Genomic DNA, 24,218 nt, shown 5'->3' on the forward strand with positions numbered 1-24,218 from the left:
ATGCCATCTGCTGATTCTATTTGGCAAGATCTTCAACGTTCCTTTAAAGAAGAGCTGAATCCGGCCAGTTATAGTGCTTGGATCGAGACTGCCAATGTCTTGTCGTTTGAAAAAAATCAGCTGCTGATCGAAGTACCCAGCGATCTTCATAAATCTTATTGGGAAAAAAATCTAGCTGCCAAAATTGTTGAAATGGGATTTATGAAAACTGGTGAAGAATTGATTCCTAGTTTTGTGACTGTCGAAGAAGCAGAAGCTTTAAAAACAGCCCCTTCTACTATTCAAACAGCTGCAGAAGAAAACGAGCGGCCGCCGAAATCGATCTTAAATGAAAAATACACATTTGATACCTTTGTCATCGGGAAAGGCAATCAGATGGCCCACGCTGCTGCTTTAGTTGTTGCAGAAGATCCTGGGTCTATTTATAATCCGCTGTTCTTCTATGGTGGCGTTGGTTTAGGGAAAACTCACTTGATGCACGCGATCGGTCATCAAATGTTGCTGAAACGTCCCAATGCCAAAATCAAGTATGTTAGTAGTGAAAATTTCACCAATGATTTCATTACTTCTATTCAAAAGAACAAAATGGAAGATTTTCGAAACGAATACCGCAATGTTGATCTTTTGCTGGTGGATGATATTCAATTCTTAGTCAATAAAGAAGGAACCCAAGAAGAATTCTTTAATACCTTCGAAGAACTGTATCGCAATAATAAACAGATCGTCCTGACAAGTGATCGTTTGCCAAATGAGATCCCGACTTTGCCGGAACGTTTGGTTTCCCGTTTTGCTTGGGGCTTATCCGTTGATATCACCCCGCCGGATCTAGAGACGCGGACTGCGATTTTGCGGAAAAAAGCCGAAGCCGAACGCTTGGAGATCCCCGACGATACCTTAAGTTATATCGCTGGGCAGATCGATTCGAATATCCGAGAACTTGAAGGAGCACTCGTGCGGGTGCAAGCTTTTGCTACGATGCAAAACTCAGACATTACAACGAGCTTGGCAGCTGAAGCCATCAAAGCCTTGAAATCAAGCCATGGCTCGACCCAAGTTTCGATTTTGCAGATCCAAGAAGAAGTCGCAAAATACTATCACATTCATGTCAATGATCTAAAAGGGAAAAAACGGGTCAAAGGCATCGTTGTCCCACGCCAGATCGCGATGTATCTCTCTCGAGAATTGACCGATAGTTCTTTACCAAAAATCGGCGGCGAATTTGGCGGCAAAGACCATACAACGGTCATTCATGCCCATGAAAAAATTCAGCATTTAGTCGAAACAGATCCCACGATCAAAAATGAGATCGCTGAAATCAAACAAATCCTCTTCAGCTGATCTGTGGATAAGAAAAGAAGAACCAAAAAAGTTGTCCACAAGTTATTCACAGGCATTTTCGTTAGTCTAATCACTCTTTTCTCGAGTTATCCACATTACTAACAAGCCTATTACTACTATTACTTTTATTTAATAACTATAAATTAAAGGAGTATCGCTATGAAGCTAACTTTAAACCGAACAGAGTTCATGCAAGAATTACAAACTGTCCAACGGGCGATTTCAACCAAAACCACCATCCCGATCTTAACCGGAGTAAAATTGTCCCTTTCAGAAAAAGGATTGACCATGACTGGGAGCAATGCCGATATTTCCATTGAAACTTTTTTAAGTGTGGAAAACGAAAAAGCGCAAATGCAAATCGAAAAAACAGGAGCAATCGTTTTACAAGCACGTTTCTTCAGCGAAATCGTTCGTCGTTTGCCTGAAAGTACCTTAACGTTAGAAGTTTTAGACAATAATCAAGTAGCGATCACTTCTGGAAAAGCTAACTTTACCGTCAACGGCTTGGATGCCGATAGTTATCCACATTTACCAGTTGTCGAAAGTCAAGATTCGATCGAGATTCCAGCGCACGTGTTGAATAAGGTTGTTAGTGAAACGGTCTTTGCGGTTTCGCAACACGAAAGCCGTCCAATCTTAACTGGGGTCCACTTTGTCTTAGAAAATCAAAAATTATTAGCTGTTGCGACGGACTCACACCGTTTGAGTCAACGGGTGATTCCCTTGGAAAGCGGGGAAACAGCCTTCAATATCGTGATTCCCGGCAAAAGCCTAACGGAACTTTCTCGTTCCTTAACAGATGAAGAAGAAGCGATCCAAATCAGCATTATGGATAACCAAGTATTGTTCCAAACGAAAACTATGAAATTCTATTCTCGTTTATTGGAAGGAACTTACCCAGATACCAACCGTCTGATCCCTTCAAGCTTCAATACTGAAATTGAATTTTCTGTGCCAGAATTGTTACAGGCTATCGAACGGGCGTCATTGCTTTCCCATGAAGGCCGTAACAACATCGTTCGTTTGGCAATCTCCGAGGAAGCTGTTGTCTTATATGGAAACTCACCAGAAATCGGGAAAGTGGAAGAAGACCTTTCTTTTGAAAAAGTGACCGGCGACCCATTAGAGATCTCTTTCAATCCTGATTATATGAAAGCTGCACTACGAGCATTTGGTGACACCAGCATCGTGATCCGCTTTATCTCAGCGATCCGTCCCTTTACGTTGGAGCCAACAGAGAGCAAAGGCAGCTTTATCCAGCTGATCACACCGGTGCGCACCAACTAGTTTTTCATGTCTTTTGAAAAAAGTTGAAACAATCATCTGAAAATGAATAAATGAGTTAAAAGGGCTTAAAATCGTTTTTAAGCCCTTTTTTCTATTTTGGCTTCTTTTTTGTCTAAAAGCAGTAAGTCTTCTGAGAATGAAAAATATGCCGATGAATTTGTTTTCTTGGCAAAAAAAGAGTATAATAGAGCTAAACGCTCTTTGATAGAATTGAGGGGAATTATGAAAATGCAAATACCGTTAGAAACGGAATATATGACACTTGGACAAATGCTCAAAGAAGTCAGTGTGATCAGCAGCGGCGGCCAAGCGAAATGGTACCTTGCAGAGCACACCGTTTTTGTCGACGGCGAGCCAGAAAATCGACGAGGGCGCAAATTGTATGCGGGAATGCGTGTTGAGCTACCTGATGAAGGTACTTTTTTTATGGTGAAGAAGGAAGACGCCGATGCGGCTGAATGAGTTGCATTTAAGCAATTATCGGAACTATGATTCGCTGACACTGACTTTTGAGAAAGGTCTGGTCATTTTTTTAGGCGAAAACGCGCAAGGAAAAACCAATATTTTAGAAAGTATCTATGTATTGGCGATGACCAAAAGCCACCGCACCTCCAGCGAGCAAGAACTTATCCGCTGGGACACAGAAGGTGCGCGGATCTCTGGCAGTGTCAGTCGGGGACGCTCAACGATCCCGTTAGAACTGTTTTTGTCAAAAAAAGGACGAAAAACGAAAGTAAACCACATTGAGCAAAAAAAGCTCAGTAGTTACATAGGGCAGTTGAATGTCATTTTATTTGCTCCAGAAGACCTCTCCCTTGTAAAAGGAAGTCCCCAAGTCCGCCGCAAATTTCTCGATATGGAAATTGGGCAGATCGATCCAATCTATCTCTATGATCTCGTTCAATACCAATCCGTTTTGAAACAGCGCAATCAATACTTAAAACAGCTGAATGAAAAAAAACAGACCGATGAGATCTATTTAGATGTTTTGACGGAACAGCTGGTGGCTTTCGGCAGTAAAATCATTTTAGCCAGACAACGGTTTGTTCAGCGCTTGGCGTATTGGGCAAATCAGCTGCACCAAAAGATCAGCCAAGGAAAAGAAACCTTGCAGATCGACTACTTATCGAATGTGCCCGGTGAGGCGAATACGCTGGAGGAGATCCAACAGCAATTTGTCAAAGCCTTGGCACAAGTCAAAGACCGTGAACGATTTCGGCAAGTCACGCTGGCAGGCCCCCATCGAGACGATCTGGATTTTTTGATCAATGAGAAAAATGTTCAGACCTTTGGTTCGCAAGGACAGCAGCGAACGACGGCCTTAAGTGTTAAATTGGCAGAAATCGATTTGATGAAAGAAGAAACGGGAGAATATCCCGTCCTTTTATTAGATGACGTCATGAGTGAGCTGGATGATTCCCGACAACTGCATTTATTGGAGACCATTGAAGGAAAAGTTCAGACCTTTCTGACAACGACGACATTAGAACATGTGAAAGACAAAATGTCTGTGGAAGCAGAGATTTTTTATGTAGAGCAAGGACATATTAAAGGAGAATAGACTGAATGACAGAAGAAGAAAAAAGCTTAGTTGAACGTGCGAAAGCCTATGATGCCAGTCAGATCCAAGTGCTGGAAGGGCTAGAAGCCGTCCGCAAACGACCTGGGATGTACATTGGTTCTACCAGTTCAGAAGGTTTGCACCACTTAGTATGGGAAATCGTCGATAACTCGATCGATGAAGCACTAGCAGGCTTTGCCTCAAGTATTCAAGTGATCATTGAACCAGATAATAGTATTACGGTCGTCGATGACGGTCGGGGGATCCCCGTTGATATCCAAGCCAAGACAGGCCGTCCAGCGGTAGAAACCGTCTTTACGATCCTGCATGCCGGCGGGAAATTTGGCGGCGGCGGCTACAAGGTTTCCGGCGGACTTCATGGGGTAGGTTCCTCCGTCGTTAATGCGTTGTCCACGACTTTAGACGTAAAAGTCTATAAAGAAGGCAAAGTGTATTATCAAGAATACCATCGTGGAGCAGTCGTTGATGACTTAAAAGTGATCGATGAAACCGACCGCCACGGAACGACCGTCCACTTTGTTCCAGATCCAGAGATCTTTACGGAAACAACGGAATTCAATTTTGATAAATTAGCGACGCGGGTTCGGGAATTAGCCTTCTTGAACCGTGGTTTAAAAATCTCGATCGAAGACAAACGGGAAGAAAAACCCGTTTTGAAAGAATATCATTACGACGGCGGGATCAAGAGCTATGTGGAGCATTTGAATGCGAGTAAAACAGTGATTTTCCCAGATCCGATCTATTTAGAAGGAGAACAACAAGGAATCACGGTTGAAGTCTCCATGCAATATACCGATAGCTACCATAGCAACCTGCTAAGTTTTGCCAACAACATCCATACCTATGAAGGCGGAACCCATGAATTCGGGTTTAAGACTGCCTTGACCCGGGTGATCAATGATTACGCCCGCAAGTCAAAATTGATGAAAGAAAACGACGAAAACCTGACCGGAGAAGATGTTCGGGAAGGATTGACGGCGGTTATCTCCATCAAGCATCCAGATCCTCAGTTTGAGGGACAAACGAAAACCAAATTAGGAAATTCCGAAGTGCGGACAGTCACTGATCGTCTCTTTTCCGAACATTTCACGAAATTCTTGATGGAAAACCCGAATGTGGGTCGTCAAGTCGTGGAAAAAGGACTTTTGGCATCAAAAGCCCGTCAAGCAGCCAAACGTGCCCGGGAAATGACTCGCAGAAAAGGTGCATTAGAAATCAGTAACTTACCTGGGAAATTAGCCGACTGTTCCAGTAATGATCCAGAAAAATGCGAATTGTTTATCGTCGAAGGAGATTCTGCCGGCGGTTCAGCAAAACAAGGCCGCAGTCGGGAATTCCAAGCGATCTTACCGATCCGTGGAAAGATCTTGAATGTCGAAAAAGCCAGCATGGACAAAATCTTAGCAAACGAAGAAATCCGTTCGCTGTTTACAGCAATGGGTACCGGGTTTGGTGCTGATTTTGATGTAGCAAAAGCCCGTTACCACAAGCTAGTCATCATGACCGATGCCGATGTCGATGGTGCCCATATCCGGACCCTACTCTTGACGCTGTTCTATCGTTATATGCGTCCCATCGTTGAAGCCGGTTATGTCTATATCGCACAACCGCCATTGTACGGTGTCAAACAAGGGAAAAATATCCATTATATCCAACCCGGCAAGAATGCCGAACAAGATTTGAAAAATACGATTGAATCACTACCTGCGACACCAAAACCAACAGTTCAACGATACAAAGGTCTAGGGGAAATGGATGACCACCAGTTATGGGAAACCACGATGGATCCTGACAATCGGATGATGCTGCGGGTCAGCGTAGATGATGCCATTGAAGCCGATCAAATTTTTGAAATGCTGATGGGGGATCGCGTCGAACCAAGACGGGCCTTTATCGAAGAAAACGCGCACTACGTGAAAAATCTTGACATCTAGCCAATCGTAGAGGAGGAAACAGCTTGAGTGAAGAAGCAAAACAAAATATTCATGACGTCAATCTGACCAGTGAAATGCGCGAGTCCTTTATCGATTATGCAATGAGTGTAATTGTTGCTAGGGCTTTACCAGATGTGCGGGATGGCTTAAAGCCGGTTCACCGCCGAATTTTATATGGAATGAATGAATTAGGGGTCACACCAGACAAGCCCCATAAAAAATCAGCCCGGATCGTCGGCGATGTCATGGGGAAATACCATCCCCATGGTGACAGTGCGATCTATGAATCAATGGTGCGGATGGCACAGCCCTTCAGCTATCGCTACATGTTAGTCGATGGCCACGGAAACTTTGGTTCAGTCGATGGTGACGGTGCCGCTGCGATGCGGTATACCGAAGCCCGCATGAGCAAACTGGCGATGGAGATGCTGCGGGACATCAACAAAGATACTGTTGATTTCCAAAGCAATTATGATGATACAGAACGAGAACCAGCGGTATTACCAGCACGCTTCCCGAACCTTTTGGTCAACGGGACGACGGGGATCGCTGTTGGGATGGCGACCAATATCCCGCCTCATAACTTGAATGAAGTTATTGCAGCCATCGATCTATTGATGGAAAATCCAGAAGTCACGACAAGTGAATTGATGGAAGTCCTGCCGGGACCAGATTTCCCAACCGGCGGGATCGTCATGGGAAAATCCGGTATTCGCCGTGCCTATGAAACAGGGAAAGGTTCGATCACTGTTCGCGGAAAAGTCGAAGTGACTGAAATGCCCAACGGTAAAGAACGGATCTTAGTGACTGAATTGCCGTATATGGTCAATAAAGCGAAGTTGATCGAGCGGATCTCTGAGCTGCACCGTGACAAACGGATCGAAGGAATCACCGATCTGCGGGATGAATCGTCTCGTGAAGGCATGCGGATCGTGATCGACGTTCGTCGCGACGTCAGTGCGTCGGTGATCTTAAACAATCTCTACAAAATGACTGCACTGCAATCTTCTTTTGGCTTTAATATGTTAGCCATTGAAAAAGGCGTGCCGAAGATTTTGAGTTTGAAACGAATTTTAGAAAATTACATCGAGCATCAACAAGAAGTGGTAACTCGTCGGACACAGTTTGATAAAAACAAAGCAGAAGCCCGTGCCCACATCTTAGAAGGGTTACGGATCGCATTGGATCATATCGATGAGATCATTGCTTTGATCCGGGCATCAAATTCTGATGATGAAGCAAAAAATAGCATGATGGAGCGCTTCAAATTGTCCGATCGCCAAGCGCAAGCAATTTTAGATATGCGTTTGCGTCGCTTGACCGGTTTGGAACGCGACAAGATCGAAAACGAGTACCAAGGTTTGTTAGAATTTATCGCTGATTTGACAGACATTTTAGCAAATCCACAACGAGTCCTAGAGATCATCCAAACGGAATTGCAAGAATTAGGCCAACGCTTTGGCGATGATCGCCGGACTGAATTATTGGTTGGGGAAGTCTTAAGTCTTGAAGATGAAGACTTGATCGAAGAAGAAGAAATCGTCATTACTTTGACGAACAATGGATACATCAAACGAGTAGCTAAGTCTGAATTCCGTGCACAACGTCGCGGCGGACGTGGCGTTCAAGGAATGGGGATCCACGATGAAGACTTCGTGAAGACGTTGATTTCTTGTTCGACTCACGACACATTACTGTTCTTCACCAATAAAGGGAAAGTTTACAAAGCCAAAGGCTATGAAATTCCTGAGTATGGTCGGGCAGCCAAAGGTATCCCTGTGATCAATCTGCTAGGGATCGATTCTAGCGAACGGATCGAAGCGATCATTTCGGCTTCTGGTGGGCCTCAAGAAGGACGCTACTTGTTCTTCACGACGCGTCTAGGTGTGGTCAAACGGACCTCAGTGACGGCCTTTTCAAATATCCGTGCCAATGGTCTGATTGCGATCGGTCTTCGGGAAAATGATGAGTTGGTTAACGTGATCGAAACCCATGGCGAAGATGTCGTGATCATCGGCACCCACGATGGCTACTCTGTGACTTTCAAAGAAGCCCTTGTTCGGGATATGGGCCGAACAGCTGCTGGTGTGCGAGGCATTCGTCTAAGAGATGGAGACTACGTCGTAGGTGCCGCTGTGATCACAGAAGACAGTGAAGTCTTGGTCATCACTGAGAATGGCTATGGCAAACGCACCAAAGGCTCTGAATACCCAATCAAAGGTCGTGGCGGAAAAGGGATCAAAACAGCCAACATTACGGTGAAAAACGGTCCATTAGCCGGCTTGACGACGGTCAGCGGTGAGGAAGACATCATGGTGATCACCAATAAAGGCGTCTTGATTCGTTTCAATGTAGCGACTGTTTCCCAAACTGGTCGGGCAACCTTAGGGGTTCGTTTGATGAAGATGGAAAACAATGCCAAAGTAGTGACGATGGCAACGGTTGAACCGGAAGTCGAAGAAGAACTAACGACTGCCGAAGAAACAGCGGGACAAGACGTGCCAGTTGTGGAAGAAACAACGGAAGACACCACGGATACACAAGAATAAGCAATACATTTTCTAGGAAGACAGCAACCTGCGAACCTGCAGCTTGCTGTCTTTTTACTCTTTTTCAAAAAATCGGCAGCAGCTGACGTATTTATCAGTGTAAGCGATTGTTTGCAGTGATGGGTAGATGCAGGGACGCAAAAAAATAGCTTGCAGTAGGGACGAAAAAAGTGTATAATAATTATTTGTGAGTAGTCTAATTAGACCACTCTCTCTGCTCCTAGAAAACTAGGGGCCAAAGTCCACAGGGAGGTGAAAAATCAATGGAAAACACGAAATATGAGATCTTATATATCATTCGTCCAAACATTGATGAAGAAGCAAAAGCCGCATTGATCGCTCGTTTTGACTCAATCTTAACTGATAACGGCGCTGAAGTTATCGAATCAAAAGATTGGCAAAAACGCCGTCTAGCGTATGAAATGGATGGATTCCGTGAGGGTATCTATCACATCGTTAAAGTTTCTTCTTCAACAACTGCAAGTGCAATCAACGAGTTTGACCGTCTTGCGAAAATCAATGATGACATTATCCGTCACATGATTGTCAAAGAAGAAGCATAATATTGTTTCACATGAAACAAAAGCGATGAGGAGATGATGAACTTTGATTAATAATGTTGTACTAGTAGGAAGACTAACCAAAGATCCTGATTTACGTTACACTTCTAATGGCACTGGTGTCGCAACCTTTACCTTGGCGGTAAATCGCAATTTTACCAACCAAAGTGGAGAGCGCGAAGCTGATTTCATCAACTGTGTTATTTGGAGAAAACCAGCGGAAACATTAGCAAACTATGCACGCAAAGGAACTTTATTAGGGGTTACTGGACGTATTCAAACCCGTTCATACGACAACCAACAAGGCCAACGTGTTTATGTAACAGAAGTCGTTGCTGACAACTTCCAATTATTAGAATCGCGAAATGCTTCCGAGCAAAGACGCACAACTGATAGCGGATCTGGCAGCAGCAATACGTATAACTCAAATAGTTCTTCTGGATTTGGTAACAATAACTCAAATCAAACTCAATCCTCTCAACCATCAGGAATGCCTAATTTTGATCGAGACAACTCCGATCCATTCGGAAACTCATCAATCGACATTTCAGACGATGATTTACCATTCTAAGAAATTGATAGGAGGGAAATAGGATGGCACAACAAAGAAGAGGCGGACGCAAACGTCGTAAAGTAGACTACATTGCTGCAAACCATATTGAACATATCGATTATAAAGATATTGAATTACTAAAACGTTTCATTTCAGAACGCGGTAAAATTTTACCACGTCGTGTAACTGGTACTGGTGCGAAAAACCAACGCAAACTTACCATTGCAATCAAACGTGCGCGTATTATGGGATTACTTCCATTCGTAGGCGAAGAATAAATCGAATGATTTTCATTGACAAGTTTCTTTTGAAGCTTGTCAATTTTTTTATCTACTGAAGAAACACTTGTTATTTTATATACAGATAAAATAACGAGTGACAGAAATTTTCCCATGATTATCTCACCAAAAAAGTTTCACGTGGAACTTTTTGCATCAATCGCCTATTTGATTGTTTTGTGGTAAAATAAGGAACAAAGCTTCAAAAAAATGGGATGATACATTGAGGGGTAAAAAAGATGGCAGCAATTGGGTTGATTTCAATTGATAATTACGATGATTTGATTGAGAAAAAAGACGACAAACAAGTTTCTTATTTGAACTCGCTGATCACGACACTGATTTCTGATTGGGCAAGTGAGAATCATGTTTTTTACAAACGAATCAATTCCGAGCGGTTTCTTTTCGTCGCGAAGTATTCAGATATTGAGCGGATGAAGGAAGAAAAATTCCAATTTTTGACTAGAGTACGGCAAGTTGCGGAAAAAAATGATCTGGCATTAACGATCAGTATGGGAATTTCCTATGGGGAAGAGTCTTTTGAAGAGATTGGTGAAGTGGCACAAAACAATCTCGACATTGCGTTAGTTCGTGGCGGCGATCAAGTCGTTTTAAAAGAAGCCAAAGAAGAAGCAAAACCGCAATTCTTTGGCGGTAATACGGATGGTACGCCGAAGAGAACGCGTGTTCGTTCTCGTGCCATGAGTACGGCGTTGAGAAAGATTTTTGCTGAAAACCAGCGGATCTTTATCATGGGACATCGTTACCCGGACATGGATGCTTTAGGTTCGGCTTTTGGGGTGGCTTACATGGCGATGATGAGCGACAAAGAATGCTACATCATTTTAAATCCGAAAGAGATCACCGCCGACATTCAGCGGGCATTGGAAGAATTGAAAAAATACCCCGAGCTGGAACGATTTGTGATCACTGGGGAAGAAGCAGTCAATTTATCAAATGAAGAAAGTGTTTTAGTGATGGTAGATTACCATAAGCCGTCGATGTCGATCTCGCAAGCGGTCTATGATGAATTTGACAAAATCGCAGTGATCGATCACCATCGTCGCGGGGATGAGTTTCCCGATAAGCCATTATTGACGTATATTGAATCTTCCGCGTCTTCAGCATCGGAACTGGTAGCAGAATTGATCCAGTATCGCGCTTCTCGCAGATCGCAAGTCCCTAAATTTATTACGACTTCTTTATTAGCGGGAATCTACGTGGATACGAAGAACTTCACGGTGCGAACCACTGGTCGGACCTTTGATATTGCTGGCTATTTGAAAAACCAAGGCGCAGATACGTCATTGGTTCAATACATGTTGAGTACGGATCTCGATTCCTATTTGATGATCAGTGAACTGGTTTCTCGCAGCCAGCATTTCCGCGAAGATATCGTGATTGCTGCAGCGGATGAAGATCGGGTGTACGATAGTGTCACCGTTGCAAAAGCGGCCGATACTCTGCTATCGATCAATGGGATCCATGCCGCATTTGTCATTACGAAACAACCAGGAGATTTGATCGGTATCAGTGCTAGAAGCACTGGTAAAGTCAATGTACAAACCTTGATGGAGGCATTAGGCGGCGGCGGACATTTTACCAACGCAGCCACGCAAATAAAGAACAGCAGCATTGGTGATGTAGAAAACCAGCTGCGAGCGGAATTAACGAAAAATGAACAATAACAAGGAGTGACCAAGATGAAAGTTATTTTCTTACAAGATGTCAAAGGCAAAGGCAAAAAAGGCGATATCAAGGAAGTCCCTAATGGCTACGCACAAAACTTTCTGATCAAAAACAACTTAGCCAAACCTGCCAACAATGAAAGCATGGCAGAATTAAAAGGCAAACAAAAAGCCAAAGAAAAACAAGATGCGGAAGTCTTAGCAGAAGCGAAAGAGTTAAAAGCACTTCTTGAAAAAGAAGAAACCGTCGTGAAGATCAATGCCAAAGCAGGGGAAGATGGCCGCTTGTTCGGTTCGATCCCATCAAAACAAATTGCCGATGCTTTGAACAAGCAATACAAAATCAAAATCGATAAACGCAAAATCGAATTGGATCAGCCGATTCGTGCATTAGGGTTTACGCAAGTACCTGTAAAATTGCACCCACAAGTAACAGCAACGATCAATGTTCATACCATTCAAGAATAAGCATTACTCCCAACAGTCACATGTTGGGGTTTTTTTCGGCAAACGTCCAAGCAATCTTGTACTTTGAATGGGAATCTTGTAGAATGAATGGACGAAGGAGCGAATGGCATGAATGAAGTTTGGCAAAATCAAGTTCCCCCACAAGATATTGAAGCGGAACAAGCGGTCCTAGGGGCAGTCTTTTTAGATGCCGATGCGATCATCGATGCAATGGAAGTAATCGCCCCAGAAGATTTTTATCGCCGCAGCCATCAAATAATTTTTCAAGCAATGATCCAGTTGAACGACCGTAGTGAATCGATCGACTTGATCACGTTGAAAGCAGAAATTGAAAAAAGCAATAGTCTTGAAGATGTTGGCGGTCTGACGTATCTGACTGAATTGAGTCAAGCTTCACCATCAGCAGCAAGTATTGCTTATTATGCGAAGATCGTTGACGACAAAGCCACGCTGCGCAATCTAATCCAAACAGCGAGTCGTATCGTAACCAAAGGCTTTGAACAAGATGAAGATGTGCAGTCGATCATTGATCAAGCAGAAAAAAGTATTTTAGAAGTATCCGAAAAGCGCAACAGTAATGGCTTCCAATCGATAGCGGAAGTCTTGAATCGGACGATCGAAACGATCGATCAATTGGCGCAAAACAATGAAGAAATCACCGGATTACCTACGGGTTATGCGGCTTTAGACAAAATGACGGCGGGGCTGCAAAAAGAAGAGCTGATTATTCTGGCTGCCCGTCCCGCGGTAGGGAAAACCGCATTTGCCTTGAATATCGCGCAAAATGTCGGAACGAAAACCGATCGTTCCGTGGCGATCTTTAGTCTGGAAATGGGGGCTGAATCATTGGTCAACCGGATGCTTTGTGCGGAAGGCTCGATTGAGGCCAGTCACTTGCGGACGGGGCAGCTCTCAGAAGAAGAGTGGCGGAATTTGATCGTTGCCATGGGCAGTCTTTCTAACGCCAATATCTATATCGATGATACCCCCGGGATCAAGATCTCTGAGATCCGGGCACGTTGTCGGAAACTCGCGCAAGAAAAAGGCAATCTCGGCTTGATTTTGATCGACTATTTGCAGTTGATTGAAGGAACGGGTCGCGAAAACCGCCAACAAGAAGTCTCTGAGATCTCTCGCCAATTAAAGAAACTGGCGAAGGAATTGAAAGTGCCGGTGATTGCACTGTCTCAGCTTTCTCGGGGTGTGGAACAGCGACAAGACAAACGTCCTGTTTTAAGTGATATCCGGGAATCAGGGTCGATCGAGCAGGATGCCGATATCGTTGCTTTCTTGTACCGAGATGACTACTACCGCAGTGAAGGCGACGATGACGATGAACCAGAAGAACAACAAAACAACAATGTGATCGAAGTCATTATTGAGAAAAACCGGAGTGGTGCCCGAGGGACCGTCGAACTTCTATTCATCAAAGAATACAATAAGTTCTCCTCGGTCTCGCCACGAGAAGAGTTCGGGTAAGGCACCAATGATTTGAGAAACAAAGGCTCCTGCTGCCGTCTGCATCGCGCTGATGGTAGTAGGGCTTTTTTTATGTGCCGACTTTATTCGTTTTTACGTGTATAAATAATTATTCCAAAGAAAATAGTTCGTTTTTTACCCCTGAAAAATGAGAATTTAAAACGATTATTCGATTTTAGATTGAAAGAGCTTGCGAATCTTGTTACAATACTTAAGGAATGCACTAATTAAAGAAAGAGGTCATTATATGTCATCTGTAGTAGTAGTAGGTACACAATGGGGCGATGAAGGTAAAGGAAAGATTACGGACTTTTTGAGTGAAAACGCGGAAGTCATTGCACGTTATCAAGGTGGAGACAATGCCGGCCATACGATTAAATTTGACGGTGTGACCTATAAACTGCATTTGATTCCTTCAGGGATCTTTTATGCAGATAAAATCAGTGTCATTGGAAACGGGGTCGTTGTGAACCCGAAATCATTAGTTAAAGAATTAGCATACTTGAAAGAAAACAATATAATAACAGAAAACTTAAAGATCTCTGATCGTGCACATGTTATTTTACCTTACCATATCCATTTGGATCAGCTGCAAGAAGATGCCAAAGGTGACAACAAGATCGGTACGACAATCAAAGGGATCGGACCAGCCTATATGGATAAAGCGGCCAGAGTCGGCATTCGGATCGCTGATCTTTTAGACAAAGAAATTTTTGAAGAACGTCTGCGTATCAACTTAGAAGAAAAAAATCGTCAATTCGTGAAAATGTTTGATGCAGAGCCAATCGCCTTTGAAGATATTTTTGAAGAGTATTACGAATATGGCCAACAAATCAAAAAATATGTGACGGATACTTCGGTGATCCTTAACGATGCCTTAGATGAAGGCAAACGAGTTTTATTTGAAGGGGCACAAGGCGTGATGCTGGATATCGACCAAGGAACCTATCCTTTCGTAACGTCATCCAACCCCGTTGCTGGAGGTGTCACCATCGGTAGTGGTGTGGGCCCTTCAAAAATCAACAAAGTCGTTGGTGTCTGCAAAGCCTACACCTCTCGGGTAGGAGATGGTCCATTCCCAACGGAACTGTTTGATGAAACAGGTGAACAAATTCGTAAGATCGGTCGTGAATACGGGACAACGACAGGACGACCTCGTCGTGTGGGCTGGTTTGATACCGTCGTGATGCGCCATTCAAAACGGGTCTCAGGGATCACGAACCTATCCCTTAACTCGATCGATGTCTTGAGCGGTTTAGAAACCGTGAAAATCTGTACCGCTTATGAACTAGACGGCGAATTGATCTATCATTATCCAGCAAGCTTGAAAGAGTTGAACCGCTGCAAACCAGTCTACGAAGAACTTCCTGGCTGGTCTGAAGACATTACTGGCTGCAAAACATTGGCAGATCTGCCAGAAAATGCACGCAATTACGTTCACCGCATCTCTGAATTAGTCGGTGTCCGCATTTCGACCTTCTCGGTAGGGCCAGACCGCAGCCAAACCAACATCTTAGAAAGTGTTTGGGCGCAAATTTAACCTGACGCGAAAGCATCAGAACAAGACAAAGAACTTCTGTGTCAGAAGCGGTCAACGATAAGTTTGGCTGCTTTTGATGAGAATTTCTTCTGTCTTGTTCTTTTTTTGCTATAATAGGGGGTAACGAGAGGGGTGAAACCATGTTTCAAATCATGACAGATTCCTGCTGTGATTTACCAGCAGCAAGATTAGCGGAGCTAGATGTCGCCTATATTCCAATGCTGATTGAATTAGATGGCAAAGAATATATCGATGATATGGGCAAAGAATTTGATACGGAATGGTTTTTAGGAAAACTAAAAGAGCATGCGCAACCGACGACTTCTCAAATCAATGTCGGACGTTATATGGAATATTTTCGGCCATATGTCGAAGCGGGCACACCGATCCTTTATTTAGGTTTTTCTTCAGGAATGAGCGGCTCATTCCAAAGTGCCGTCCAAGCCGTAGCCTTACTAAAAGAAGAATACAAAGAAGTCGCGATCACCTTGATCGATACGCGCTCTGCTAGTTTAGGCGAAGGCTTCTTAGTGGCTGAAGCAGCTCAACAAAAAGCCCAAGGGCGTTCGTTGCTGGAAGTCAGCCAATGGGTAGAAGAAAATAAACTGCGTTTAGATTCATGGGTCACCGTCGATGATTTAAAACAATTGGAACGCGGCGGCAGAATCTCTAAAACAGCCGCAGCGATCGGTGGATTGTTGAATGTGAAACCAATCATTACCGTAGATACCGCGGGAAAATTACGCAGTGTTGATCGAGTGCGGGGACGCAACAAAGCGATCCAAAAAATCGTGGATCAAACCATCGCCAATCTTCACGAATCAAAAACCAATACGGTTTATTTTGCCAATGCTGGCGATGCCGAAGCAGCGGAGAAAGTCATCAAGCGTTTGACCGAAAAAGTTCCTGACATTATTATTCATCATTATCCATTAGGTCCAACGATCTCCAGTCATACCGGCTACGGCTGCTTGGCGCTGTTTTCATTCGGCAAAGCCCGTTTAGAACAAGCGTAACCTGCCCAACATGCCCGAAGTATTAGACAAAATAAAAAGAACGCTCCAGTTGCCTGCCACCAAGGCTGCAACTGGAGCGTTCTTTTTTGTAGAAGCAGCTTATTGATTCATTTCTGCTACGCGTTTTTGGACATCTTTGTTTTCTAAGAATTCATCGTAGGTCGTTTCGGCACGATCCACCACGCCTTTGCTAGAGACCGCAATGATACGGTTCGCAAGGGTTTGAATAAATTGGTGGTCATGAGAAGCAAACAACAATGAGCCGGTGAAGGCCATCAAACCATCGTTTAATGCGGTGATCGATTCTAAGTCCAAGTGATTGGTTGGATCATCCAACACCAATACGTTGGCTTTTGAAAGCATCATTTTCGACAACATACAGCGAACTTTTTCGCCCCCGGAAAGAACGTTGACGGGTTTTAATACTTCATCACCAGAGAATAACATGCGACCTAGGAAGCTGCGCAAGAAGGTATTGTCGTCTTCTTCTTTGCTTGCGTATTGACGCAGCCAATCAACGATCGGGGTATCCGTATCGAATTCGCTGGTCGTATCTTTTGGCAAGTAGGCATGCTGCGTGGTGACGCCCCAACGAACACTACCTGTATCAGGAGTGATTTCCCCCATGATGACTTTGAATAGCGTCGTGGTGGTGATATCGCTATTGGCAACAAAAGCGACTTTGTCGTCTTTATTCAAGGTGAAAGAGATATTGTCTAAAATCTTTTTGCCGTCGATCGTCACACTGACATTGTCGACTTGCAGCAAGTCATTCCCGATTTCACGTTCTGGTTTAAAACCAACAAACGGATAACGGCGGGACGAAGGTTGAATATCATCAAGGGTGATTTTATCCAACATTTTTTTCCGAGACGTTGCTTGTTTGGATTTTGATGCATTGGCACTAAAGCGTGCGATAAAGTCTTGCAGTTCTTTGATCTGCTCTTCTTTTTTGGCATTTGATTGGGATTGTAATTTCGCCGCTAATTGGCTTGATTCCAACCAGAAATCATAGTTGCCGACAAACAATTTGATTTTGCCGAAGTCTAGATCGGCCATATGGGTACAAACTTTATTTAAGAAGTGGCGGTCATGGGAAACAACGATGACAGTGTTGTCAAAGTTGATTAGAAATTCTTCTAACCAGTTGATAGATTGGATATCCAATCCGTTGGTAGGCTCATCTAGGAGCAAGACGTCTGGCTTACCGAAAAGGGCTTGTGCGAGTAAGACTTTTACCCGTTGACCAGCAGTTAGATCTTTCATCAAGACATGATGCAATTCATCGGGAATGTTCAGGCCTTGCAAAAGAACGGCTGCTTCTGGCTCTGCTTCCCAACCATCAAGTTCCGCAAATTCGCCTTCTAGTTCGGCGGCACGAATCCCATCTTCATCAGAAAAGTCTTCCTTCATGTAGATCGCGTCTTTTTCTTTCATCACTTCGTAGAGACGTTTATGGCCCATGATGACCGTTTCGATCACTGGAAACTCTTCGTAATCATAGTGGTTCTGTTTCAAGACAGCCATCCGTTCATCAGGACCTAAAGAAACGTTCCCGGTCGAAGGTTGGATCTCACCAGATAAAATTTTTAAAAAAGTTGATTTACCAGCACCATTTGCACCAATCAAACCATAACAATTACCAGGCGTAAACTTAATATTAACATCATCAAACAGTTTGCGGTCTGAAAAATGCAAACTTACATCACTTACTGTAATCAATTCTTTTCCTCACTTTATATAAATTGACATGGAGTCTCCTAGCATTATAGCGATGAATGTTGAAACTTTCAAGTAAAGCCGAGGATTTCATCGGGAAAGGCTTAGGGCTGGTGAAAGAAAAATTTTGGCTGCTGCTGCCTTCCTAGTAGAACCTGACGGCTTCCTATGCTAGAGTATTGGTAGAATAGTCAGACAAAGGAGCAGACGAATGGTGGATTGGTTGGTTGGATTGTCGCCATGGCAGCAAGCGCTGGCGGGGACGATCTTTACGTATGGTATGACGGCGCTTGGGGCAGCGCTAGTCTTTTTCTTCAAAGAAATCAATAAAAATGTCCTGAATACAATGCTGGGGTTTGCCTCTGGAGTGATGATCGCCGCTAGTTTCTGGTCGTTATTAGATCCTGCGATCGCACGAGCCGAAGAAAATGGCGACATTCCGTGGCTGGTGGTCAGTATCGGGTTTGGTTTGGGCGGTTTGTTTCTTTATGCAGCAGATAAGACACTCCCACATATGCATTTTGGTCCGAATCATGAAACAGAAGGATTGCCTAGTCATTTGAAGCGAACGATCTTGCTGGTTTTTTCCATCACACTACATAATATCCCGGAAGGCTTGGCGGTAGGGGTAGCGTTTGGGGCGGCGGCTAGTGCTGATGATCCGCGAGCTGCGATCTTAGCAGCACTTTCGGTAGCGATCGGGATCGGGATCCAGAATTTTCCAGAAGGCGCAGCCGTTTCGATCCCCTTGCGCCAAGAAGGGTTAAGCCGAACCAAAGCCTTTATGTATGGGCAAGCATCTGGGATCGTTGAACCGATCGCGGGTGTGATCGGGGCTTTGTTGGTAACGAGTATGTCCGCTGTCTTGCCGTATGCGTTGGCTTTTGCAGCGGGTGCTATGATTTATGTGGTGGTGGAAGAATTGATTCCAGAAGCGCAGCAAACCTTGACGAGTCGCCGCCATTTTGCGGTTTTTGGCGTCATGTTAGGCTTTATCTTAATGATGGTTCTAGATGTCGCATTAGGCTGATGGATAGAAAAAACCACCTGACTGTTGGAAAGTCAGGTGGTTTTGGTTTTCCTGCAATTAACGATAATATTTTCTTGGTTTTTGGCGAATCGAGGTTAACCAGCGAACGATCAAAACGGCCAGCAGTAAAGGAATCCCGAAACGGAAGATCAATCCGATCAACCCACCAACAATGCCTAATACGACAGATAAAACAAGAGATGCTGCGATTAAAACTGCCACGACAGTAACGATTCTTCCTAATAAACTTTCTGTATTCATAGCGACTCCTCCTAGACTTTTTTTCTTATCCTTAGCATAGCAAGAAGGAAGAAGAAAAACATCCAACTTAAGGCGGAATAATTGCTCCGCCGTGGGCCATAGGTTTTGTGATAAACTAAACATGAAGCATTCATGAAAGGAGACGAAACGAATGAACGTAGAAATCCTCACGAGCCAAGTCATCACAGAAGGAGGGTGTAATGCTTGTTTGCCTTATGAACTCAATACCTTCATGCTGCAGCTGCCAGATGGTCGTTGTTTTTCGTTAGAAAACTTGGATGTTGCTTCCTTGGTGATGCCCATCGCCCAAATCAATCAGTGGCAAACTCGCTTATTATTGGAAGAAGACGAAGGGCTGATCTATCGCAAGGGAACACAAGAAGTGATTTTCGTAGAAGGCAGCCGCCAGGATACGTTTTCCAGCAAAGGACAGACGATTGCTTGTCCGAAAAAGAGTTGTGAAGCAGACGTTTTTGCCACAACCAATCGGGTGCTGACAGAATTGTTTGGCATCGACCCGCTTTCCTTCGTTTTGCGGGCTGCACAAGCATAAGAAGACACAAAAACAACCCCTTGCACGGGTGTACCGACCTCCAAAAGTTCGCTTTTGATCGAACTTTTTGGGGGACACTACAGCAGGGGGCTGTTTTTGCATATCGTTACTTACGGATCTGTCCTTCGCCATAAATAATGTATTTGGTGGAAGTCAGTGCTTCTAACCCCATTGGCCCACGGGCATGTAGTTTTTGCGTCGAGATGCCGATCTCGGCACCAAAGCCAAACATAAAGCCATCGGTGAAACGGGTCGAGGCATTGACGTAAACCGCCGCCGCATCAACTTCTTTCAAGAAGCGTTGGGAAGCGAAATAATCATCGGTGATGATCGCTTCAGAGTGCTTCGTATTGTAGCGATTGATGTGAGCAATGGCTTCTTCTAACGAAGCCACCACTTTGATCGCTAAGATATAGTCTAAAAACTCGGTTGCCCAGTCTTCTTCAGTGGCAAGCTGTGCATTGTTTAAAAACGCCAACGCTTTTTCATCTCCTCGCAATTCGACTTGATTGGCAAATTGCTGTTCTACCATTGGCAAAAATTCCGCTGCCACTGCTTCATGGACGAGGATCGTTTCGATGGCATTGCAGACAGAAGGGCGTTGCGTTTTTGCATTCGTGACGATCGCCAGTGCCATCGGCAGCTGGGCGGCTTGATCGATGTAGATATGATTGTTGCCAGTGCCGGTTTCGATCACTGGTACTGTGGCGGTCTCTTTGACGCGACGAATCAAGCCGGCGCCCCCACGGGGGATCAAAACATCCAAGTAATCCGTCAGACGCATTAGTTCAGCCGCTGTTTCGTGGCTCGTGTCTTCGATAAACTGGATCGCATGGCGGGAGTGTCCATTGGCAGCTAATGCCTCTTGTAAAATAGTCACGAGGACTTGATTGGAGTGGAAGGCTTCTTTTCCACCACGCAAAATCACGGCATTTCCTGATTTGAAACACAGACTAGCGGCGTCAGTGGTGACATTAGGACGAGCTTCGTAGATGATGCCGATGACCCCTAAGGGCACCCGCTGTTGACCAATCAAAAGATCGTCAGCATTGCGCCACATTTTATCCACGGCACCGATTGGATCGGGCAATTGGGCGACTTCTCGGATGCCGTTAGCCATCTCTGTGATCCGTTGTTCTGACAGCAACAGTCGATCCAGCATCGTTTGGCTGGTTCCTTTGGCTTTTGCGGCAGCTAGGTCTTGTTGATTAGCAGCTAAAATCATCTCAGTAGCTTTTTCTAAAGCATCGGCCATCGCTACCAGTAGGTGATTTTTTTCACTGGCACTCAGTAAGCTTAATGTCTGGGCGCTTGCTTGAGCTTGTTGACCGATCGTTTGCAAGTTGCTCATTGCTCATCCTCCGTTCGTTGATAAAAGTGGGTGCCGACAGGTTCCCCTGCGAGCAAGTCAAAAATAATTTTCGGCTGCTTGCCGTTAGCCAGCAGCATGTGACTGTTCACGTCTAAGATACGTTGAGCGGCTTTTAATTTGCTGGTCATACCGCCGGTTCCATAAGGACTGCCTTTTCCCGTAGCTTGTTCTAAAAGTTCCGGGGTGATTTCATTGATCTCGGAATACAAAACAGCCTCAGGATCATTTAGCGGATTGGCGGAATAAAAGCCGTCGATATCAGAAAGCATGATCAAAAGCTCGGCTTTCGTCAACTGAGCGACGATCGCTGACAACTGATCATTGTCGCCAAATTTGGTGAGATGGTCCAATTCATCTACTGCCACCGTGTCGTTTTCATTAATGATCGGGATGATCCCCATCGTAAGTAGTTGCTCTAAGGTGTTGCTAACGTTTTGACGGCTTTGGGGAAATTCGATGATGTCTCTGGTCAGCAGGATTTGTGCAGTCTGCTGGCTATAGCTTTGAAAACGCTGGTTGTAGATCGTCATCAGTTCCGATTGGCCAACGGCTGCCACGGCTTGCTGCTGTGGGATCTCCACGGGTCGTTCTTTCAAATTTAACTTGTTCATGCCAACACCGATCGCCCCGGAAGAAACTAAGATGATTTCTTTGCCTTGGTTTTGCAAAGCTGCTAAGACAAAGGCTAATTCATCGATGCCAGCTAGATTGATGGCACCATTGGGATAAATCAACGAGCTGGTGCCGATTTTTACAACGATTCGGTTTTTGTTTGAAAGATCTGCGCGCATATGCCACCGCCTATTTTTTGATATTTTTTCTATTGTACTCGCAAACGGGCGTTTCGTCATGCTCTTTTTTCTTTTTGAGCTATTTTAAACGAAGAAATTGTAAAGACTTTTCGATAATTGTGTTTTCCATGAAGAAAATAGTTCTTCCTATGCTAAAATAGCTATATGTTTTATTATTGGAGGAACCCATGAAATTACGAGGATTTGAAATTATTACATCATATAAAGAAAAAAGCATCACCTTGCCTCAACGTGCCACCCATCATGCGGCTGGTTATGACTTTGAAGCCGCGGAAGAAATCGTGGTGCCAAGCATTTGGAAAGCGGGCGTGATCGATGGGGTCAAAGCGCTTTTTGCGAAAGAGACCGCAAAACAGTTGAAGCCAACCTTGATTCCCACTGGGATCAAAGCCTATATGGGGGAAGACGAGTATTTGCAGCTGACAAATCGTTCCAGCAATCCTTTGAAACGTTTCTTAGTCTTGACGAATGGTGTCGGCGTCATCGACAGCGATTACTATGACAATCCAGATAATGAAGGGCATATTATGTTCCAGTTTACTAATTTCGGCCCCACAGATGTCGTCATTAAAAAAGGCGAGCGGATCGGCCAAGGAATTTTCTTGCCGTTCTTAAAAGCTGATCAAGATACAACCACTGCCAGCCGAACCGGCGGCTTTGGCTCCTCGAATCAGTAAATCCTGCCTGGGGGTCTGTTTGATAGAAGTAGTGGAGGAGATCAATGGCAAAAAAAGCAAAAAGTCAATTTGTCTGTCAAAATTGCGGGTATAGTTCCCCTAAATATTTAGGAAAATGCCCCAATTGCGGCAGCTGGAATTCAATGGTAGAAGAAGTGATCCAAGAAACCGCTGATCGTCGTGTACGTACGACATTGACGGGGCAAAAGATGCAGCCGACGAAAATTGCCGATGTCGTACCGAAAAAAGAACCGCGGGTCCAAACGAAACTCGCTGAGTTGAATCGCGTCTTAGGCGGCGGCGTGGTCCCAGGTTCCTTAATTTTGATCGGTGGGGATCCCGGGATCGGAAAATCGACGCTGCTCTTGCAAGTTTCCCAGCAATTAGCAGCGATCGGCGGAACGGTCTTGTATGTGTCAGGAGAAGAAAGTGCCGAGCAGATCAAAATGCGGGCGCAGCGCTTAGGCGCCATCGACACGGAATTTTATCTCTATGGGGAAACGGACATGTCAGAGATCAGTAAAGCGATCGAAAACATCCGCCCAGATTATGTGATCATCGATTCGATCCAAACCATGACCCAACCGGATATCACCAGTGTGGCAGGCAGTGTCAGCCAAGTGCGAGAAACGACCGCAGAATTGCTGAAAATCGCTAAAACCAATGGCATCGCCATCTTTATCGTTGGCCACGTGACGAAGGAAGGCTCGATCGCAGGACCGCGGATGCTGGAGCACATGGTGGATACCGTCTTGTATTTCGAAGGCGAAAAGCACCACAGCTTTCGGATTTTGCGGGCCGTCAAAAACCGCTTTGGGTCCACCAATGAGATCGGGATTTTTGAAATGGAAGAAGGCGGGTTGAAAGAAGTCGCCAATCCGTCACAAGTCTTTTTGGAAGAACGCTTAGAAGGCGCAACTGGATCGGCGATCGTAGTGGCAATGGAAGGCAGTCGGCCAATCTTGGTGGAGATCCAAGCATTGGTCACGCCAACGATGTTCGGCAATGCCAAACGCACGACGACGGGGCTAGACTTCAACCGGGTCTCGCTGATCATGGCGGTTTTAGAAAAACGGGCAGGTTTGCTGCTGCAAAATCAAGATGCCTACTTAAAAGCAGCCGGCGGGGTCAAATTAAATGAACCCGCGATCGATCTAGCGATCGCTGTTAGTATCGCCTCCAGCTATAAAGAAAAAGGCACCAGCCCGACGGAGTGTTTTATCGGTGAAATTGGCTTGACGGGTGAGATTCGCCGAGTCAATGCGATCGAACAACGGGTCAAAGAGGTGCAGAAACTGGGCTTTACAAAAGTTTATTTGCCTAAAAACAATCTGACTGGTTGGCAGCCGCCAAAAGGCATCGAAGTCGAAGGCGTGTCTACCTTAGCCGAAACCTTACGGAAAGTCTTCCGTTAAAGTGGAGTCACTGCAAGAGCAAGGGGCAATCTCCCTTCCTCTTGCCCTGACGCTGCTGGTTCATTCATTGAACCAACCGACAGCCGCTGACTGGTGGAAGGAGT

At 44.7% G+C, this 24,218-nt stretch carries 22 protein-coding genes; 18 read left to right on the forward strand and 4 right to left on the reverse strand.

Features of this window, described 5'->3' with window-relative positions; all coding sequences use genetic code 11:
- From dnaA to IGJ74_RS00070, 14 genes are all read left to right on the forward strand, one after another.
- Complete coding sequence (dnaA, locus tag IGJ74_RS00005; protein ID WP_015508676.1) at positions 1-1,338, forward strand: chromosomal replication initiator protein DnaA; 1,338 nt, start codon at positions 1-3, stop codon at positions 1,336-1,338.
- 159 nt (positions 1,339-1,497) lie between these two features.
- Complete coding sequence (gene dnaN, locus IGJ74_RS00010) at positions 1,498-2,628, forward strand: DNA polymerase III subunit beta (RefSeq protein WP_005226354.1); 1,131 nt, start codon at positions 1,498-1,500, stop codon at positions 2,626-2,628.
- 222 nt (positions 2,629-2,850) lie between these two features.
- A complete protein-coding gene (yaaA, locus tag IGJ74_RS00015) occupies positions 2,851-3,090 on the forward strand; it encodes a S4 domain-containing protein YaaA (protein ID WP_008376781.1) in 240 nt (79 codons plus the stop codon).
- On the forward strand, positions 3,077-4,189 hold the full coding sequence (gene recF / locus IGJ74_RS00020; protein ID WP_077453246.1) for a DNA replication/repair protein RecF: 1,113 nt from the start codon (positions 3,077-3,079) through the stop codon (positions 4,187-4,189). The genes yaaA and recF overlap by 14 nt, the downstream gene beginning before the upstream one ends.
- 5 nt (positions 4,190-4,194) lie before the next feature.
- A complete protein-coding gene (gene gyrB, locus IGJ74_RS00025) occupies positions 4,195-6,144 on the forward strand; it encodes a DNA topoisomerase (ATP-hydrolyzing) subunit B (protein ID WP_005232922.1) in 1,950 nt (649 codons plus the stop codon).
- 23 nt (positions 6,145-6,167) lie between these two features.
- On the forward strand, positions 6,168-8,693 hold the full coding sequence (gene gyrA, locus IGJ74_RS00030; RefSeq protein WP_218193019.1) for a DNA gyrase subunit A: 2,526 nt from the start codon (positions 6,168-6,170) through the stop codon (positions 8,691-8,693).
- Positions 8,694-8,956: 263 nt separating this feature from the next.
- On the forward strand, positions 8,957-9,256 hold the full coding sequence (rpsF, locus tag IGJ74_RS00035) for a 30S ribosomal protein S6 (RefSeq protein WP_005226363.1): 300 nt from the start codon (positions 8,957-8,959) through the stop codon (positions 9,254-9,256).
- Between the two features lie 43 nt (positions 9,257-9,299).
- Entirely contained in the window at positions 9,300-9,824 is a 525-nt protein-coding gene (ssb, locus tag IGJ74_RS00040) for a single-stranded DNA-binding protein (RefSeq protein ID WP_005232920.1), read from the forward strand.
- Positions 9,825-9,847: 23 nt separating this feature from the next.
- Positions 9,848-10,084, forward strand: a complete 237-nt coding sequence (gene rpsR, locus IGJ74_RS00045) for a 30S ribosomal protein S18 (protein ID WP_005226367.1) — start codon at positions 9,848-9,850, stop codon at positions 10,082-10,084.
- Positions 10,085-10,323: 239 nt separating this feature from the next.
- Positions 10,324-11,772 (forward strand): DHH family phosphoesterase, encoded by a 1,449-nt coding sequence (locus tag IGJ74_RS00050; RefSeq protein ID WP_005232918.1) that lies wholly within the window; start codon positions 10,324-10,326, stop codon positions 11,770-11,772.
- Between the two features lie 15 nt (positions 11,773-11,787).
- A complete protein-coding gene (rplI, locus tag IGJ74_RS00055) occupies positions 11,788-12,240 on the forward strand; it encodes a 50S ribosomal protein L9 (protein WP_005226371.1) in 453 nt (150 codons plus the stop codon).
- A 108-nt stretch (positions 12,241-12,348) separates the two neighbouring features.
- Positions 12,349-13,719, forward strand: a complete 1,371-nt coding sequence (gene dnaB, locus IGJ74_RS00060) for a replicative DNA helicase (protein ID WP_005226374.1) — start codon at positions 12,349-12,351, stop codon at positions 13,717-13,719.
- A gap of 247 nt (positions 13,720-13,966) precedes the next feature.
- The gene (locus IGJ74_RS00065; protein ID WP_005232916.1) at positions 13,967-15,259 is read left to right on the forward strand and encodes an adenylosuccinate synthase; all 1,293 of its coding nucleotides are present in this window, start codon (positions 13,967-13,969) and stop codon (positions 15,257-15,259) included.
- A 140-nt stretch (positions 15,260-15,399) separates the two neighbouring features.
- Positions 15,400-16,275: a DegV family protein gene (locus tag IGJ74_RS00070; protein ID WP_086316720.1), complete on the forward strand. Its 876-nt coding sequence runs from the start codon at positions 15,400-15,402 to the stop codon at positions 16,273-16,275.
- Between the two features lie 99 nt (positions 16,276-16,374).
- On the opposite strand, the gene IGJ74_RS00075 is transcribed toward IGJ74_RS00070, so the two are convergent.
- Positions 16,375-17,997 carry an ABC-F family ATP-binding cassette domain-containing protein gene (locus IGJ74_RS00075; RefSeq protein ID WP_005226380.1) on the reverse strand — a complete coding sequence of 541 codons (1,623 nt, stop codon included), beginning with the start codon at positions 17,995-17,997 and terminating at the stop codon, positions 16,375-16,377.
- A 208-nt stretch (positions 17,998-18,205) separates the two neighbouring features.
- Between IGJ74_RS00075 and IGJ74_RS00080 the strand changes: the two genes are divergently transcribed.
- Positions 18,206-19,024, forward strand: a complete 819-nt coding sequence (locus IGJ74_RS00080; RefSeq protein WP_005232914.1) for a ZIP family metal transporter — start codon at positions 18,206-18,208, stop codon at positions 19,022-19,024.
- Between the two features lie 57 nt (positions 19,025-19,081).
- Here the strand turns inward: IGJ74_RS00080 and IGJ74_RS00085 are convergent, their stop codons facing one another.
- Positions 19,082-19,285: a hypothetical protein gene (locus IGJ74_RS00085; protein ID WP_008376766.1), complete on the reverse strand. Its 204-nt coding sequence runs from the start codon at positions 19,283-19,285 to the stop codon at positions 19,082-19,084.
- Between the two features lie 151 nt (positions 19,286-19,436).
- Between IGJ74_RS00085 and IGJ74_RS00090 the strand changes: the two genes are divergently transcribed.
- Positions 19,437-19,838: a DUF4809 family protein gene (locus IGJ74_RS00090; protein WP_016611671.1), complete on the forward strand. Its 402-nt coding sequence runs from the start codon at positions 19,437-19,439 to the stop codon at positions 19,836-19,838.
- 106 nt (positions 19,839-19,944) lie between these two features.
- Here the strand turns inward: IGJ74_RS00090 and IGJ74_RS00095 are convergent, their stop codons facing one another.
- Entirely contained in the window at positions 19,945-21,189 is a 1,245-nt protein-coding gene (locus IGJ74_RS00095) for a glutamate-5-semialdehyde dehydrogenase (RefSeq protein WP_016619441.1), read from the reverse strand.
- A complete protein-coding gene (gene proB / locus IGJ74_RS00100; protein WP_218193018.1) occupies positions 21,186-22,001 on the reverse strand; it encodes a glutamate 5-kinase in 816 nt (271 codons plus the stop codon). The genes IGJ74_RS00095 and proB overlap by 4 nt, the downstream gene beginning before the upstream one ends.
- Positions 22,002-22,189: 188 nt before the next feature.
- Between proB and IGJ74_RS00105 the strand changes: the two genes are divergently transcribed.
- Positions 22,190-22,699, forward strand: coding sequence for a dUTP diphosphatase (locus IGJ74_RS00105; protein ID WP_005232909.1), 510 nt, complete (start codon positions 22,190-22,192; stop codon positions 22,697-22,699).
- 44 nt (positions 22,700-22,743) lie between these two features.
- Positions 22,744-24,114 (forward strand): DNA repair protein RadA, encoded by a 1,371-nt coding sequence (radA, locus tag IGJ74_RS00110; protein ID WP_005226394.1) that lies wholly within the window; start codon positions 22,744-22,746, stop codon positions 24,112-24,114.
- Positions 24,115-24,218 lie beyond the last annotated feature (104 nt).

The organism is Enterococcus sp. AZ009 (assembly GCF_050548785.1).
GTDB lineage: Bacteria > Bacillota > Bacilli > Lactobacillales > Enterococcaceae > Enterococcus_D > Enterococcus_D entomosocium.

Coding starts and splice junctions, on each gene's coding strand:
- proB (WP_218193018.1), bottom strand. CDS start 22,001: ATGCGCGCAGATCTTTCAAACAAAAACCGAATCGTTGTAAAAATCGGC.
- dnaN (WP_005226354.1), top strand. CDS start 1,498: ATGAAGCTAACTTTAAACCGAACAGAGTTCATGCAAGAATTACAAACT.
- rpsR (WP_005226367.1), top strand. CDS start 9,848: ATGGCACAACAAAGAAGAGGCGGACGCAAACGTCGTAAAGTAGACTAC.
- IGJ74_RS00090 (WP_016611671.1), top strand. CDS start 19,437: ATGAACGTAGAAATCCTCACGAGCCAAGTCATCACAGAAGGAGGGTGT.
- gyrB (WP_005232922.1), top strand. CDS start 4,195: ATGACAGAAGAAGAAAAAAGCTTAGTTGAACGTGCGAAAGCCTATGAT.
- dnaA (WP_015508676.1), top strand. CDS start 1: ATGCCATCTGCTGATTCTATTTGGCAAGATCTTCAACGTTCCTTTAAA.
- IGJ74_RS00105 (WP_005232909.1), top strand. CDS start 22,190: ATGAAATTACGAGGATTTGAAATTATTACATCATATAAAGAAAAAAGC.
- IGJ74_RS00095 (WP_016619441.1), bottom strand. CDS start 21,189: ATGAGCAACTTGCAAACGATCGGTCAACAAGCTCAAGCAAGCGCCCAG.
- radA (WP_005226394.1), top strand. CDS start 22,744: ATGGCAAAAAAAGCAAAAAGTCAATTTGTCTGTCAAAATTGCGGGTAT.
- yaaA (WP_008376781.1), top strand. CDS start 2,851: ATGAAAATGCAAATACCGTTAGAAACGGAATATATGACACTTGGACAA.
- dnaB (WP_005226374.1), top strand. CDS start 12,349: ATGAATGAAGTTTGGCAAAATCAAGTTCCCCCACAAGATATTGAAGCG.
- IGJ74_RS00080 (WP_005232914.1), top strand. CDS start 18,206: ATGGTGGATTGGTTGGTTGGATTGTCGCCATGGCAGCAAGCGCTGGCG.
- rplI (WP_005226371.1), top strand. CDS start 11,788: ATGAAAGTTATTTTCTTACAAGATGTCAAAGGCAAAGGCAAAAAAGGC.
- IGJ74_RS00070 (WP_086316720.1), top strand. CDS start 15,400: ATGTTTCAAATCATGACAGATTCCTGCTGTGATTTACCAGCAGCAAGA.
- IGJ74_RS00065 (WP_005232916.1), top strand. CDS start 13,967: ATGTCATCTGTAGTAGTAGTAGGTACACAATGGGGCGATGAAGGTAAA.
- IGJ74_RS00050 (WP_005232918.1), top strand. CDS start 10,324: ATGGCAGCAATTGGGTTGATTTCAATTGATAATTACGATGATTTGATT.
- recF (WP_077453246.1), top strand. CDS start 3,077: ATGCGGCTGAATGAGTTGCATTTAAGCAATTATCGGAACTATGATTCG.
- rpsF (WP_005226363.1), top strand. CDS start 8,957: ATGGAAAACACGAAATATGAGATCTTATATATCATTCGTCCAAACATT.
- IGJ74_RS00085 (WP_008376766.1), bottom strand. CDS start 19,285: ATGAATACAGAAAGTTTATTAGGAAGAATCGTTACTGTCGTGGCAGTT.